Origin of the sequence: Ornithinicoccus hortensis (assembly GCF_006716185.1) — a bacterium.
Lineage (GTDB): Bacteria > Actinomycetota > Actinomycetes > Actinomycetales > Dermatophilaceae > Ornithinicoccus > Ornithinicoccus hortensis.
The window spans coordinates 498456-514030 of the sequence record NZ_VFOP01000001.1 but is presented as its reverse complement, the minus strand read 5'-3'; the positions used below and the strand labels follow the sequence as shown (position 1 = coordinate 514030).

The following is a 15575-nucleotide window of genomic DNA, read 5'->3' as shown; positions in this document are numbered from 1 at the left end:
CGGGTCACTGGCCCTGGGCGGCGTAGCCGGCCTCGACCTCGTCCTTGGCCGGCTCCCACCAGGACCGGTGCTCGCGGTACCAGTCGACGGTGGCGGCCAGCCCGGCCTCGAAGTCGCGATAGGCCGGCTCCCAGCCGAGCTCGGTCCGCAGCCGGGTCGCGTCGATCGCGTAGCGCAGGTCGTGCCCGGCCCGGTCGGTCACGAAGTCGAAGTCCTCGCTGTCCCGCCCGCACAGCCGCAGCACGGCCCGGACGACCTCCAGGTTGGACTTCTCTCCGTCGGCCCCGATCAGGTAGGTCGCCCCGACCTGGCCGCGCTGCAGGATCGTCCAGACCGCGGAGGAGTGGTCGGCCGCATGGATCCAGTCCCGCACGTTCGCCCCGGCCCCGTAGACCTTGGGCCGCCCGCCGGTGAGCACGTTGGTGATCTGCCGGGGGATGAACTTCTCGATGTGCTGCCAGGGGCCGTAGTTGTTGGAGCAGTTGCTGATCGTGGCCCGGACCCCGAAGGAGCGCACCCACGCCCGGACCAGGTGGTCCGCGCCCGCCTTGGACGCCGAGTAGGGGCTGGACGGTCGGTATGCCGTGTGCTCGGTGAACCTCTCCGGGTCGTCCAGCTCCAGGTCGCCGTACACCTCGTCGGTGGAGATGTGGTGCAACCGGACACCGTGGGCCCGGACCGCCTCCAGCAGCACGAAGGTGCCCACGATGTTGGTCTGCACGAACGGGCCGGGGTCGCGCAGGCTGTTGTCGTTGTGCGACTCGGCCGCGTAGTGCACGACCGCGTCGTCCGGTCCGGTCAGCGCTCCCACCAGCTCGCCCACCAGGGCCGCGTCGGTGACGTCGCCCACCACGAGCTCCACCCGGTCGGCGGGCAGTCCCTCGAGGGCCTCCGGGGAGGCCGCGTAGGTCAACCGGTCCAGGACCGTGACGTGGGCGTCGGTGTGCTCGACCAGATAGTGCACGAAGTTGGAGCCGATGAAGCCCGCCCCGCCGGTCACCAGTATCCGCTGCATGGCGCTCATCCTAGGTCCCGGCCTCTACCTGGTTAGGATCAGGAACCATGCGCGGGATCCTGTTGGCAGGCGGCACCGGCTCCAGACTGCACCCGATCACACTCGGGGTGAGCAAGCAGTTGCTGCCGGTCTACGACAAGCCGATGGTCTACTACCCGTTGTCCACGCTGATCCTGGCCGGCATCACCGACGTCCTGGTCATCACCACCCCCCACGACGCGCCGGGGTTCGAGCGGCTCCTCGGCGACGGGTCACAGTTCGGGGTGTCCATCAGCTACGCCCAGCAGCCGTCCCCGGACGGCATCGCCCAGGCCTTCCTGATCGGGGCCGATCACCTGGCCGGGCAGGGCTGCGGCCTGGTGCTGGGCGACAACATCTTCTACGGCCCGGGGCTGGGCACCCGGCTGCGCCGGTTCCAGGAGCTGGAGGGCGCCGCCGTCTTCGGTTACCGGGTGGCCGACCCCACGGCATACGGCGTGGTCGAGTTCGACGACTCCGGCACCGCGATCTCGCTGGAGGAGAAGCCGGCCCGGCCGCGCAGCCGGTATGCCGTGCCCGGCCTCTACTTCTACGACGGCACCGTGACCGAACGCAGCAGGGCGCTGCGGCCCTCGGCCCGCGGCGAGCTGGAGATCACCGACCTCAACCGGACCTACCTGGACGAGGGGTCGCTGCAGGTGGAGGTGCTGCCCCGCGGCACCGCCTGGCTCGACACCGGCACCTTCGACTCCCTCAACGACGCCTCCAACTACGTGCGCACCCTGGAAGCACGCCAGGGCGAGAAGATCGGCTGCCCCGAGGAGGTCGCCTGGCGGATGGGCTTCCTCAGCGACGACGAGCTCGCCGCCCGGGCCGAGCCGCTGCGCAAGTCCGGCTACGGCGACTACCTGCTCGGTCTGCTCCAGACCGCCGACCCGCGCGCCTAGTCGGGGGACCCCGGGTGCGGATCAAGAACGTCATGCGGCGGTTGCCGCCGATCGCGTGGCGCGACGCCAAGCTGGAGGAGCGCCGCCGCGAGACCCAGGACCTGCGGGCCCGGTTGGAGCGGTCCCGGGAGAAGGCCGAGAAGGCCGCGCAGCAGCGCGACCGGCTCAAGGACCGGGAGAAGGCCCGGGAGGAGGCGCGTGCCGCGGAACGGGCCGAGCGGGCCCGGCAGCGCGAGCGGTCGCCCAAGGGCTGGACCCCCGGGGTGGTGGCCGACCCGGAAGCACTGGTCTCGGGCAGCGGGCTGTTCGACCCGCAGTGGTACCTCGAACAGGTCGGAGAGCCGTTGCCAGCCGGCACGGACCCGCTCAGCCACTACCTGGAGGTCGGCCAGGTCGCCGGGCTGTCCCCGCACCCGGTCTTCGACGTGGACAGCTACGTCCAGCTGCTGGCGGAGCGCAGGATGGTCGCCTCCAGCCAGAACGCCCCCGAGGGAGCGCTGCTGCACTACCTCACCGTGGGCGCGGCGCGCGGCGTCAGTGGGCACCCGGTGGTGGACACCGAGGAATACCTGGCCGCGCACCCGGACGCGGCGGAGCACCCCGGCTCGGTCCTCGGGCACCTGGTGGCCCGCGCGGGGACCGGCGAGGACCCGGACCCTGCGGACGCGGACCTGCCGGTCTGGGACCGCCCCGACCACTTCGTCGCCGTGTCCCGGCAGGCCGCCCGGACGCTGGCCGGTGCCCGCGGCTACCTGCACCTGGAGCGGGACCGCGCCGAGTGGGACGCGGCCGCCGAGGCCGAGCTGAAGGCCCGGCTGCGCGCGGACGCGCCGCTGCCCGACCCGCCCGCCGTGGTCAGCGTGGTGATCCCCACCCGGGACCGGGCAGCGATGATCGGGGCGGCGCTGGACTCCGTCCTGGCCCAGACCTACCCGCACTGGCAACTCGTCGTCGTCGACGACGGCAGCACCGACGGGACCGGGGAGGTGCTGGCCGGCTACGCCACCGACGACCGGATCGAGGTGGTCCGCCACGAGCAGGGCCGCGGCGTCGCGGCCGCCCGCAACGCCGGGCTGGCCCGCGCGACCGGGCACTACGTGGCCTACCTGGACTCGGACAACACCTGGGCCCCCGACTTCCTGGAGCTGGTGGTGCGCGCGATGCACCACGAGGGACACCGGGTCGCCTACGCGATGTCGGCCCTGGTGGAGGAGGGTGGCCGGGAGCGCCGCCTCTACCGCGGGATGCCGTTCCACCGGGCCGCCCTGGAGGAGCGCAACTACATCGACTGCATCGTCCTGGTGCACGAGCGCTCGCTGCTGGAGGAGACCGGGGGGTTCGACGAGTCCCTGCGGCGCAACGTCGACTGGGACCTGTTCATCCGTCTCGCCCGGGTGACCGACTTCGGCTTCGTCCCGTTCCTGGCCACGTCCTACGACGTCTGGGAGACCCGCAACGAGCGGATCACCAGCGACGAGCCCGTGGGCTACCGCTGGGTGGTGCGGCAGCGGACGCTGGTCGACTGGGCCGACCTGGCGGAGCGGCTCGCCGAGAGGGATCCGGACCTGCTGAGCGTGGTGCTGGTCGCCACGGAGGAGCCGGAGACCGTCGGCACCGGGGTGGCCCGGCTGGTGGAGACCGCACTCGGCCCCGTCGAGGTCGTGGTGGTCGACAGCCGGTTGTCCGCCGCCGACCACCTCAGGCTGCAGTTCGCGCTCGCCGGGGTGGACGGGGTGCAGATCGAGCGGCTCACCCAGCCGCTGCCGCTGGAGACGGCGAGCAACGTGGGTCTGGCCGCCAGCCGGGGCGGGACGGTCGCCTTCCTCCCGGAGTCGGTCTGGACCGAGCCGGGGTGGGACGCCCCCCTGCTCGAGGCGTTGGACCGGCACACCGTCGTCCAGCCGCTGGTGCTGAACTCCGGTGGTGCCGTGTGGTCCGCCGGGGCGGCCTTCCTGGCGGGCGGCCACAGCGTCCTGCCCTACCACGGCTTCGCCGGGGACGCCCCCGAGGTGCGGCAGGAGCGCGCGGTCACGGCGGTGACGGCCCTGGGCCTGGTGGCCCGCGCCGCCGACCTGGTCCGGGTCGAGGGCTTCAACCCGCTGCAGACGCGGCACTACGCGGGCACCGAACTGTCCCTGCGCCTCACCGCGGGGGGCGGCTCGGCGGCCTGCGTGCCGGCCAGCCGGCTGGCGCTGCGACGGGACCCCACCCGGCACCAGGGCGGGACGCTGGTGGCCGGCCGCGACAACCGCCGACGGGTCCGGGAGCTGTGGACGGCCCAGGACCGGCGCCCGGACGAGGGGGCCGGCCTCGGGGGCTACCGGTTGGTCGGGCTGCAGCGGGCGCCGGCCACCGGCGTGGACGGGGTCCCGCTGGTGGTGCACGACCGGCCGGAGCGACCGCTGCGCTGGGCGATCAAGATCGGCCCGCCCGGTGTCGAGCGCCGCACCAACTGGGGCGACTGGCACTTCGCCGAGTCGATGCGCGACGCCCTGGAACGGGCCGGTCACGAGGCGACCGTGGACTGCAAGGACGCCTGGCACCGGCCGACCGCCCACCTGGACGACGTGGTGCTGCAACTGCGGGGCGTGGCCCCCTACGGCACCACCCCCGGCCAGCTCAACGTGGCCTGGGTGATCAGCCACCCGGAGCGGGTGTCGCCCGCCGAGATGAGCGACTACGACCTCGTCTTCGGGGCCTCACCCCGCTGGTGCCGGCGGACCAGCGACAAGCTCGGCCGACCGGTCGAGGTGCTGCTGCAGTGCACCGACCAGCACCGCTTCCACCCGGTGCCGCCGGACCGGCGACGCGCCCACCCGGTGCTCGTCGTGGCCAACGGCCGTCCCCTGCGGCCGAACGCGAGCGACGGGGAGGCGGGTCGGCCGGTCGTGACCGCGGCGCTGCAGGCCGGCATCGTCCCCTCCGTCTACGGGCTGCGCTGGGACGATCTGCTCCCCGAGGGCGCCTGGAAGGGGGAGTACCTGCCCAACCATGAGTTGCCCGGGGCGTATGCCGCGGCCGGGGTGGTGCTCAACGACCACTGGGGGGACATGCGGGACCACGGCATCCTGTCCAACCGGCTGTTCGACCTCGCCGCGTGCGACGCCCGGGTGGTCAGCGACTACCTGCCGGAGGTGGCCGAGGTCTTCGGGGACGTCGTGCACACCTACCGCACCCCCGAGGAGCTGGCCGCGCTGGTGTCCGCGAGCCTCCACGAGAGCCCGGAGGCGCGGGAGGCCCGGCAGGAACTCGGGCGCCGGGTGCGCGAGGAGCACACCTTCGACGCCCGGGCGGCCACCCTGACCGACGCGGTCGCTCAGCTGCGGGCCTCGAGCAGGGTGGCGGTGCTGAAGTAGGAGGAGGGGACCGGTTCCCCCGGCTCCGACCCGGTGGACAGCCAGTCCAGCTGCGCCGGCCGGGTGCGGTGCAGGACGGTCCCCCGCTGCCCCGGCCCGGGCCCCGGGTCGGGAGTCGCGCCGCCGACTGTTCCGTCGGCCACCATGTTGGCCCCGTGCACGACGTAGCCGGGGGCGGTGGGCACCGCGGCGCCGTCCCCGGCATACCAGAGCGATCCGCCGGGTAGGCCGCCCGTCCCGATGACGTCGCCCTGCGCCGCGCGGTCCTCCACCACCAAGCGGTGCCGCGGGTGCCACCGGAAGCGCGCCGGCGAGTGGGCCACCGGGCGGCCGCTACGGACGAGCGCGGCGACCAGGTCGGTGAGGTGCTCGGGTCCGTAGCGCGGGCCCGGTCGGACCCGGGTGAGATAGACCGCCTCCGCCCCGAGGTCCACCGCGTCGGCGTCGGGACCCCAGCCGTGCAGCTGCACCGCCGGCCAGGTCTGGGCGGCCAGGTCGTCCTGCAGCAGCTGCAGCGTGGCCGGTGGGGCGTCCGGCGCCCCGTCCACCAGCACGGCGACCACCGGGTGCTCCGGGTCGGTGGCGATCCGGTAGCCGTAGTGCTCGTCGGCGCAGCGGCGCAGCTGCAGGGAGAGCACCTCGCGCAGACCGGGGTCCAGGACGGTGGACCGTTCGACCCGGTCGGTGATCGCCAGCAGGTCCCCGGGGAGCAGCGCCCGGACCGCTGCGGAGCAGTCCCGGGTGGCGACCGGGATGCCGGCCAGGGACAGCCCCGCGACCAGGGCCGCCGTGTCACCGGCCCCCGGGCGCGACGCCTCGTCCACGGTGACCATCCCGACGCCCTGCAGGACCCGCAGGTGTTCCCGGCCGAGCAGTGGTCCCGGTGGCACCTCGACGCGGACCGCGGTCCGGGGCCCCTCAACGGCGGCGTCGGGTCCATGCACGATGCCGGTGCGACCGGGCTCGGCGGGTCGGGGCTGGAAGCCCTGCGGGGTGAGCACCGTGCTGTTCAGCACCGGGCCACCGGGCGCCGTCGGGGGCGATGGGGTGCCGGCGACTAGCATGATCGCGACGATAGCCGAGGGCGGGAGGATGCTCCGTGGGGCGCGACGAGACGACGGTGGTGACCGGTCAGCGCTGGCCCGACCTGCCCACCCCGCCGCTGGGTGGGTGGACGCCCGACCTCACGGTGGCCGTCGTGCTGCCGGCCCGGGACTGCCAACCGCAGCTGGACCGCACCCTCGCCTCGCTCGCCGGGCAGAGCTACCCGGCCGAGCTGCTCGAGGTGATCGTGGTCGACGACGCCTCCGACCCGCCGCTGGAGTTGCCCGTCCAGGAGGGGCTGCGCACCCGGCTGGTGCGGCGGGACGAGGGGTCCTCGCACGGGTCCGGGGCCGCGCGGCACGCCGGTGCCGGGGCCACCGACGCCGACATCGTGCTCTTCCTGGACGCGGACATGGTCGCCGACCGGCGCCACGTGGAGGCGCACGCCCGGTGGCACCACGTCTGCGACCACGCGGTCGTCCTCGGCCGCAAGTGGTTCGTCGACTTCGCCGGCATCACCGCGCAGGACGTGGCCGACGCGGTCGGGACGGAGGACGGGATAGCCGGCCTGCTGACCGGTCGCACGCTGCGGGGCCACGTCTGGCAGGAGGACCACATCGCCGAGCAGGACGGCCTGACCCGTGATGCCGACGACGCCTTCCTGGCCGTGGTCGGCGCGAGCGTGTCGGTGCGGAAGACCTTCTACCAGGACGTCGGCGGCTTCGCCGGGTTCGGCCTCCGGGGGATCGTGGACACCGAGTTCGGCTACCGCGCCTATACCCGGGGCGGCCTGTTGGTCCCCGACGACGAGGCGCTGGCCTACCACCAGGGCGCCCGCAGCTTCGCCCAGCGCGGCGCACAGATCAAGCTGCTGCGCACCGGTCTGGCCGCGAACCACCTGCCCATCCCGATGTTCCGCAAGCAGAACGCCGGGCGCCAGTGGGTCGTCCCGGCCGTGGGGGTCGTGGTCCCGGTCGGTGGGGTCGCACCCGAGCTGGTGCAGACCACCATCGACTCGGTGCTGGGCTCGGCGGTGACCGACCTGGCGGTCACCGTGGTGGACCCGGACGGGACCCTGCCGGACTGGGTGCACGACTACTTCATGGCCGAGACCCGGGTCGTCTTCACCGACCAGCAGCCGCCCTCGTCCTACCCCTCGCCGTTCACCGTCGTGGTGCCCGGCGGGCTCACCGTGGACCCGGAGACGTTGACCCGGCTGGTGCAGCTGCTGGACCGGGAGAACGTCGGGGTGGTGCGCACCGATCCCGCGGAGACCGCGGACCTGGGGGTGGAGGTGTGGCGCACCCGCGCGCTGTGCCGCAGCGCCGCCGCCGGTGCGGGCGACCTCGCCGCACGGGCCGCCGAACTGTTCGGCGAGCGCTGGGCCCCGGCGGCCGCGTCCGGGGTGCGTCCGGCGCGCTACTCGGTGACCAGGCAGGGGATGCTCGCCACCGAGTGAGGCGGCGGCCCGGCCGGGGGCTTCGGCCCCGTTCAGCGCCGTCCGAGCAGCCGGAGGATGGCCCGCTCGTTGTAGGGCAGCAGCACCCGGTGGGACAGGTCGCCCTCCTGCGCGACCCGCACCGGCTCCGGCGCCGGCCGGTCCGGGTCGACCGGTCCGCCCGCCGGGTGCAGGTGCACCAGGTCGTGCGGCAGCTGGGACCAGAGGGCGTATGCCGTGCCGCCCGGGTCCGCGTCCGGAAAAGTCGTGCCGTGGATCAGCTCGAAGGCGGAGCCGCGGGCCGGGGGGCGGGCCCGGAGCACCCGGTGCGGCAGGCCGATCTCGAAGCAGCTCCGGCTGGCGGCGAACATGCCATCGACCTCCGGCGAGGGCCCCTGCTCCGGGGTGACGCAGGTGATGGCCCGGGCCCCGGCCACCGGGTCCCGCGCGAACGCCTCCAGCACCAGGCGTGAGGCGGTGCCCCCGTCGACCGTGAGCACCGGTGGACCCCACGACGCGAGCAGCCGCAGGTGCTCGGAGAGGCGACCCACCAGGTCGGCACCCGCCGCATCGGTCCCGGCCGGGTCGGGGTCGCCGTCCCCGGGGTCCGGCGCCGGCCGGACCAGCGTCCCACCGGGGCCGAACCCGACCTGCTGTCCCGCCCCGAGCCGGCTGCTGCGCCCCGCGACCAGGGAGGCCGCCGAGGCCACGACCGGGCCGCCGGGGTGGTCCGTGGTCCATTGGACCGGCTGGGAGGCCAGCGCGTCGGGCAGCACCGTGAGGTGCCCACCGTCCGGTCCGTGCAGCAGGAGGAGCGTCCAGCGACCACCGAGCCCCGCGGCATACCCGAGGGCCTGCCGGTCGCCATGCGTCCGGGCGTCGCGGACCACCCGTTCGGCGATCTCGGCGCCGTCGGTTAGGCCGGCGTCGACGTCCACCGGGTGTCCCAGCAGCACCGCCCGCAGCGGGCCGTCGCCGGCGACCGAGCAGACGGTGCGGGGGTGCAGGTGGAGGCTCAGCGGTCCGACCCGGCGCTGCGGCCAGGGCCGCACCACGTCCGGGAGGCGTCCGTCGTCCCCGGCGGGACGCACCAGGTAGCCGTGGCCGTGGACCGCGTCCACCACCTCGGGGCGCAGGGGGAGCAGGCGCTCCCGGCGCACCCGACGGGCCCGCTGCACCGCGCGCTCCCGCACACGAACCAACGGGCCCAGCCGGTCTCCGAGCGGGGTCACGTCCGGCCTCCCCGGCGCCGGATCCGCGGCAGGAGCTCCTCCCGGAGCCGGGGCCGGGCGGCCACCAGGTCCCGCCACCCGACGGGGTCCTCCTCGTCGGGCCAGCCGGACGGCAACCCCGGGTCACCGAGGGGGCCCGGCCCCGTCGGCAGCCCACCGGCGAGCTCGGGCGTGGCGTCCTGCATCATCACGAAGAGCACCTTCGCCTCCCGCTGCGCGACCGGCAGCGACAGCATCGTCTCCAGCAGCAGCCGGTCGTTGAACGGCAACATCACCCGGTGTCCGACGTCCCCCTCGGCATACTTGCGCACCCCCCAGGCGCCCATCCGGTGCTCCCAGTAGAAGACGTCGTGCAGGTCGTAGCCGGCCAGCGCCCGCGGGGTCAGCGTGGTGGCCTCCCGGTAGTCGGCGAAGACGGCGTCGTGGTCGTGCGCGGCGGCGAACGGCGCGGACTGCCACAACTCCGCCAGCCGGCGCGGGGTGAACTCCCCGGGGCGGCGTGGCATCGGGTTCGCGGTGCCGATCTCCCCGAGGTTGGAGGCGAGCTGCACCAGGTCGCGGGGCAGCCCGAGGTACATCGAGTTCGCGGCGCCGACCGAGGGCGGGTGGACCGGGAACATCCGGCGCCAGGCGTGCGCCAGCGCCTCCTGGCTGCCCGGCATCCGCCAGCGGAGCACCAGGTGCCCCAGCCCGGCGAGCCAGGCCCACCCGCTGGCCTCGAACAGGTCCGCCCGGTGTCGGCCCTCCCGGGCGCCCTGCCGTGGGTTGTAGTAGGTGAAGGCGAAGGTCCCCGGACGGCGGTGCGGGACCAGCGCGGCCAGGCTGGTCCGGCTGTCGCCCCCGGCGGTGAGGCTGATGCCGGTCCGGCCGAGCCCGGTGATCAGGCCGACATGGGCGGTCAGCCGCTCCCGGAAGTCCGCGAAGACCGCCGGCAGGTCGGTGCGCTCGACCCGGTCGGACCAGGGCCAGAACCGCTCGCACCGCACGCTCGGGTGCGGACCGGGCCCGATCTCCAGCAGGTGGTTGGGCGGCAGCCGGCGGACGCCCTCGTGCTCGGTGTGCTGCCCCGGCGGGTACATCACCGTGCGGTGCTCCCGCGGCGCCGCGGCGAGGTCCTGGTAGACCCGGACGGTCAGCGGGTCGGGGGGTAGTCCCAGCGCGTCGGCCACCAGGGTCGAGGAGGAGCCCAGGGCCGGTCCGTGCTCCCCGTCCGCCCAGCTGACGGGCTGGCTGGCCGCGCAGTCCGGGACCACCCGCAGGGCGCCCTCGTCACCCGGGTGCAGGAAGGCGGTCCACCGGCCACCGAGGTAGGCCGCCTCCCGGACCACCGCGTCGGGGTCCCCGTCGCGCCAGGTCGCGAGCAGCCGGGCGGCGACCCGGTCGGGGTCGGCGATGCCGGCGCCGACGTCCAGCGGGTCGCCCAGGAGCACCAGGGTGCCGGGGGCACCGGTCGCGACGGTGACCCGGGTGCGGGGATGCAGGTGGTAGCGGTGACCGGCGACGTCGCGGGTCGGCCACCGCTCGACCAGCCGACCGGCCGGCTGGTCCCGCGGGAGGAGGAGGTAGCCGTGGCCGAAGGCGGCATCCAGCACCTGGGGGTCGTCGGGGCCGACCTCAGACGGTGGCATGTGCGAGCGGGTCACCGAAGAACAGCAGCTGGCTGCTGCGGGTCAGCACCTGGTCGTCGGTGATCGACCAGGTGTGGCCGTCCGGGCTGCCCTCGCGGACCGAGACGAAGTTGAACCGGTCGGCGGAGTAGACCCGGCCGCCGCGGGCCCGGACCTTGTCGAGGAAGGTCGTGTCCACCCGGCGGGGCAGGTCCTTGAAGCCGACCTCGCGGGCCACGTCGACGGGCATCAGCAGGGTGCCGCCCTGGACCAGGTCCACGTAGCGGTGCTCCTTGTGCCCGAAGCGCAGCAGCGTCGCGCCGGTCGACCGCAGGTGGACGAAGTGGGCCCACTTCCCGACGACCTGCGCCTCGCTGTAGTCGAAGGCGTTGACCAGGTCGGACAGGTAGTGCGGGGCGTAGTGGTTGTCGTCGTCCATCTTGGCCAGGTAGTCGCCCGAGGCGGCCTCCGCCCCGACGTTCATCATGGCGCCCAGCGTCACCGCGGCGTCGATCTCGCGGACCACCAGGTGCTCCAGCCCCAGCTCCTCGGCCCGCGCCCGCAGCGCCGGCTCGTCCGCCGCGAAGCCGTGGGTCAGCAGCACCAGCTCGACGTCCGGGTGGACCTGCGCGGCGACGGTGGCCAGCACGTGGTCCACCTGGTCGGGTCGCATCGTCGGCACGACCGCCGAGATCCGCCGCCGACGGGGCTGGACGGGGAGCCCGACGGTCTCCAGCACTTGGTCGACGCGGTGCCGGTACAGGTGCCCGGCGAAGACCCGCCGGTGTGCCAGCAGGGCCTGCCGGTCCCGCAGCTCGGGGTGGCGCATCAGCACCCCGATCCGGGTCTCGGCCTCGGCCCGGTCGGTCACCACCGGGACGGTGTCGCCGAAGACCGGCTCGATGCTGGCGGCGGGTCCGGACACGATCGGCGCCTGGGCGGCGGACAACTCGAACAGCCGGCGGGCACACATCGTCGGGGACAGGGTCACCGAGTTCACGTTGAGGAACAGCTTGTATGCCGGGGCCGCGGCGAGCATCTGCGGGTACGGCAGGGTGCCGACGATGTTCTTCTGGAACTGCGTGGGGAACTGGTAGCGCTCGTCCTCGCCCTGCATCCGGGAGAAGATGTGCAGCCCGTACTTCTGGGCGACCGGGAGCATCGCGTCCATCTGCTCGCGCCGCTCCGGGTGCTTGTCCCGGAAGTAGCTGCCGGCGAAGGCGATGTCGTAGCGGTGCGGCTCGAACCCCTTGGGCCGGACGGGCGTGTGGACCCGCGGCTGGGCGCCGAACGGCAGCAGCTGCACCCGGTCGTGACCGAGGTCGCGCCGGTAGTCCGGGAGCCGGTCGGCGTCGACGGTGAAGACGTGGTCGAACAGGCGCGCGGTCGCGATGAACCGGTCGTAGTTGGGCGGGTCCTCCTTGTTCCAGAAGACCGTGGGCACCCCGTGCTCGCGGCACCAGTCGAGCAGGTCCCGCAGGTCCTGGCTGGGCCCGGAGGAGCCGGTCATCGCCAGCCGCCACGACCCGTCGTTGCCGCGCCACGCGGACTCGGCGAAGAACAGGTCCGGACGGCGCGCGGTGAACTCGCTGCGCCAGTTCGCGGGGGTCGGCGCCACCTGGTCCCACTCGTAGCGGAAGGCCAGCTCGCTGAACGGGTCGAGCAGCACGGCCACCCGCAGCCCCGGCCGGTTGACCGGGCCGTCGGGCAGGTGGGCCGCGGGCAGCTCCAGGTCCCCCCGCAACTTCCGCGGGAGGGCCTGCTTGACCCGCGTGGTCGTCTTGGACCTCGCCGTCCGGAGGTAGCGGGCCCGCTCGGTGGGGTCGGTGGCCGCCTTGACGAGGGCCCGGCGGATGCGGGTCACCTGCTTGGTGACGGCCTCAGTCACGGTCGCCGCGCCTCGGTCGACCCGTCATCGTCGTCCTTCCTGCGGGGTGCCGGTTCCGAGCGTTAGCATGCCACAGGACATCCCGCCCGGACGGGGACCCGACCGCCTCCAGGGAGTACATGCCGTGGCTGACACACTGCGGAGCAAGATCGCCGGGCGCCTCCCCGGAATCGCCTGGCGGGACGCCCGGCTCGCCGAGCGGGCCGAGCAGGTGGCGCAGTTGCGGGCCGAGCTGGAGCGGGCCCGGGAGGAGGCCGCCCGGCCGGACCTGACCGAGGAGTTGCGCCGGACCAGGGCGCAGCTGGACAAGGCCACCAAGGCCCTGGCTCTCGCGGACACCGGGCACCCCTCGTTCGCGCGGGACCTGACCACGCTCCGGCGGACCCTGACCGACCTGCGCGGGGTCGACCCGGACCAGCGCCACCCGCAGCGTCACATCCCGTTCAAGCTGCGCAACTACCGGCTGGCGGCCAGCCACGGGATCGCCACCCCGACCGTCTACCGGTCCTGGGCCTCCCTAGAGGACATCGACCTGACCGGCCTGCCGGACACCTTCGTGCTGAAGTCGGACGGCGGCGCGGGCGGTCACGGCGTGCTGCCGCTGCGGCGCACCGGCGAGGACGCCTACGAACTGCTCGACGGCACGCGGACCTTCACCGCCCAGGAGGTACGCGACCGGTTCGCCTCCGTGGGCACCCTGTCGCCACCCTTCTTCGCCGAGGAGACCCTGGTCCAGCCCGGCGGCGGCCCGATCCCCGACGACGTCAAGATCTACGCCTCCTACGGGACCGTCATGCACACGCTGCTGCGCCGGATGCCCGAGCACGCCAACCTGGGCACCGCCCGCTACCGCTACCTCGACGCGGACGCCCAGGACCTCGGCAAGGTGGCGCCCCGCCAGAAGATCGACCCGCAGATCCCCCACCCCGAGGGCCTGGCGCAGATGATGGAGCACAGCGCCCACCTGTCCCGGGCCGTGGGTATCCCGTTCGTCCGGGTCGACTTCTACGCCACCGACCGGGGCCCCGTGCTCGGCGAGATCACCCGGGTGCCCGGTGGGGCGCAGCACTACATCCCCAGCCACGATGCCGCGCTCGGCCAGGTCTGGGAGACCGGGCGCTGGCGGCTGGAGCTGGACCTGGTGGCCGGTCGACCGTTCGGGGTGCTGCACGGCACGCACCCGGCGCCCAACCCGTATCCCGAGGGGCACGTCTCGACGCTGGAGGACCCCGGTCCGTGGGCGGTCCGCGTCGTCCCCTGCGAGCAGTGGTGCTTCGCCCCGGACGGACACTGACGGCGGTGGGTCGCTCTCCGGGAGCCGCGGTCCCCGCCGCGGTACGCAACCTGCCGACCGCCGCGTCGGTGTGGTGGCGGCACGTGGGCCGGGCCGGCGCCAAGGCCACCTCGGTGGCGCTGCGCAGCGCGCCCCGCCCGGTGCGCGACGCGGTCCAGCACCCTGCCGTCCGGGGACGCCGGCCCGACCTGGCGGCCCTCGCCCTGGCCGCCGCAGGTCGCACGCCCGAGGCCGTCGAGCTGCTCGAATCGGCGCTCGCCGGGGACGGGCCCGCCGGTGTCCCGCCCGGGGTGGCCAGGCGGGTGGCCTCCGCGGCCACCACCCTGCACCTGCCCGACCTGGCCTCCCGCGCCCTGGACCTCCTCCCGGCGCAGGACCGGCACCGCCCGCGCACCGCCGCCCTCGTCGCCGCCGCCCGGGGAGACCTGACGACGGCGGTGGAGCAGGCCCGCCTGGCCCCCGGCATACGGGGCCGTCAGCTGGCGACCCGCCTCGGGGGCGAGCTCGAGGTGCTGCGGCACGGGATCCTGGACGACGCGCTCGCCGAGCCCCCGCCGCCGCGGCGGGCCACCGCCCCCGTGCGCCGGGTGCTGCACGTGGTGAGCAACGCCGTCCCGGAGGTGCAGGCGGGCTACACCATCCGCACCCACGGGATCGTCACCGCGCAGCGCGACGCCGGGATGGACCCGCACGTGGTCACCCGGCTCGGCTTCCCGGTCGACAGCGGCACGCTGGCCGCGCGGCGCGAGGTCGTCGTCGACGGCATCGACCACCACCGGCTGCTGCCCCGCGGGCCGATGCCGCTGCCCGGCCGCGCCATGCAGGAGCAGGCGGTGCGCGAGCTCACCGCCCTCGTCGAACGGCTCCGACCGGACGTGCTGCACGCGCACAGCAAGCACGAGAACGCTCAGGTGGCCCTCGTCGTGGGCCGGCGCACCGGGTTGCCGGTGGTCTACGAGGTGCGCGGCTTCCTCGAGGAGACCTGGCTGTCCCGCGGCGGCGACCCGGCCGCCGACTTCTACACCCTGTCCCGGGAGGCGGAGGCGGCCTGCATGGCTGCGGCGGACCGCGTGGTGGCCATCTCGGAGACCATGCGGACCGCGATCGTGGGCCGCGGCATCCCCGCGGACCGGGTGAGCGTCGTGCCGAACGCCGTGCCGGCGGCGTTCACCGAGCCGCTCCCGGACGGCGCCGCGACCCGCGCGGAGCTGGGGTTCGCGCCGACCGACACGGTCTTCGGGACGGTGAGCACGCTCAACGACTACGAGGGCATCGACACCCTCGTGGCGGCCGTGGCCGAGCTCGACGACCCGGCCGTACGGCTCCTCGTGGTCGGCGACGGTCCGGCCCGGTCGGCGCTGCAGGCCCAGGCGGCCCCGTTGGGCGATCGGGTGGTCTTCACCGGTCGGGTGCCGCACGCCCGGGTGCGGGAACACCTGGCGGTGCTCGACGTGTTCTGCGTCTCACGGCGGGCCACCGCCGTCACCGCGCTCGTCCCGCCGCTGAAACCGTTGGAGGCGATGGGTGGTGGCCTTCCGGTGCTGGTCAGCGACCTGCCACCGCTCGTCGAGCTCGTCCCGCCCGGTCGTTTCGGCGCCGCCGCACCCCCCGGCGACCCCGCGGCGTGGGCCGAGGAAATGCGGCGCCTGCGGTATGCTCCGGAGCACGCCCGGACCATGGGCGCGCAGGCCCGCGACTGGGTTTCCCGGCACGGCACCTGGGCCGCAGCCGCGGACCGGTACGCCGAGGTGTACGGCGAGATCGCTCGAGCCTGA

At 74.5% G+C, this 15575-nt stretch carries 10 protein-coding genes; 5 read left to right on the top strand and 5 right to left on the bottom strand.

Features of this window, described 5'->3' with window-relative positions; translation table 11 throughout:
- Positions 1-4: 4 nt before the first annotated feature.
- Positions 5-1015 (bottom strand): dTDP-glucose 4,6-dehydratase, encoded by a 1011-nt coding sequence (gene rfbB, locus FB467_RS02355; RefSeq protein WP_141783664.1) that lies wholly within the window; start codon positions 1013-1015, stop codon positions 5-7.
- A 47-nt stretch (positions 1016-1062) separates the two neighbouring features.
- Between rfbB and rfbA the strand changes: the two genes are divergently transcribed.
- A complete protein-coding gene (gene rfbA / locus FB467_RS02350; protein ID WP_141783663.1) occupies positions 1063-1941 on the top strand; it encodes a glucose-1-phosphate thymidylyltransferase RfbA in 879 nt (292 codons plus the stop codon).
- 14 nt (positions 1942-1955) lie between these two features.
- Positions 1956-5297 (top strand): glycosyltransferase, encoded by a 3342-nt coding sequence (locus FB467_RS19240; RefSeq protein ID WP_141783662.1) that lies wholly within the window; start codon positions 1956-1958, stop codon positions 5295-5297.
- On the opposite strand, the gene FB467_RS02340 is transcribed toward FB467_RS19240, so the two are convergent.
- Complete coding sequence (locus FB467_RS02340) at positions 5258-6361, bottom strand: hypothetical protein (protein WP_141783661.1); 1104 nt, start codon at positions 6359-6361, stop codon at positions 5258-5260. The genes FB467_RS19240 and FB467_RS02340 overlap by 40 nt on opposite strands.
- Positions 6362-6396: 35 nt before the next feature.
- On the opposite strand from FB467_RS02340, the gene FB467_RS02335 reads away from it, so the two are divergent.
- Positions 6397-7800, top strand: coding sequence for a glycosyltransferase family 2 protein (locus FB467_RS02335; RefSeq protein ID WP_141783660.1), 1404 nt, complete (start codon positions 6397-6399; stop codon positions 7798-7800).
- A gap of 32 nt (positions 7801-7832) precedes the next feature.
- Here FB467_RS02335 and FB467_RS02330 read toward each other — a convergent pair whose 3' ends face one another.
- From FB467_RS02330 to FB467_RS02320, 3 genes are read right to left on the bottom strand one after another with little or no spacing between them, the layout of a single operon-like run.
- Positions 7833-9011: a hypothetical protein gene (locus FB467_RS02330; protein WP_141783659.1), complete on the bottom strand. Its 1179-nt coding sequence runs from the start codon at positions 9009-9011 to the stop codon at positions 7833-7835.
- Complete coding sequence (locus tag FB467_RS02325) at positions 9008-10639, bottom strand: hypothetical protein (RefSeq protein WP_141783658.1); 1632 nt, start codon at positions 10637-10639, stop codon at positions 9008-9010. Before FB467_RS02325 ends, FB467_RS02330 begins: the two co-directional genes overlap by 4 nt.
- The gene (locus tag FB467_RS02320; protein ID WP_141783657.1) at positions 10626-12506 is read right to left on the bottom strand and encodes a glycosyltransferase family protein; all 1881 of its coding nucleotides are present in this window, start codon (positions 12504-12506) and stop codon (positions 10626-10628) included. Before FB467_RS02320 ends, FB467_RS02325 begins: the two co-directional genes overlap by 14 nt.
- Positions 12507-12630: 124 nt before the next feature.
- On the opposite strand from FB467_RS02320, the gene FB467_RS02315 reads away from it, so the two are divergent.
- On the top strand, positions 12631-13800 hold the full coding sequence (locus tag FB467_RS02315) for an ATP-grasp fold amidoligase family protein (RefSeq protein WP_141783656.1): 1170 nt from the start codon (positions 12631-12633) through the stop codon (positions 13798-13800).
- 5 nt (positions 13801-13805) lie between these two features.
- Entirely contained in the window at positions 13806-15575 is a 1770-nt protein-coding gene (locus FB467_RS02310; RefSeq protein WP_211350535.1) for a glycosyltransferase family 4 protein, read from the top strand.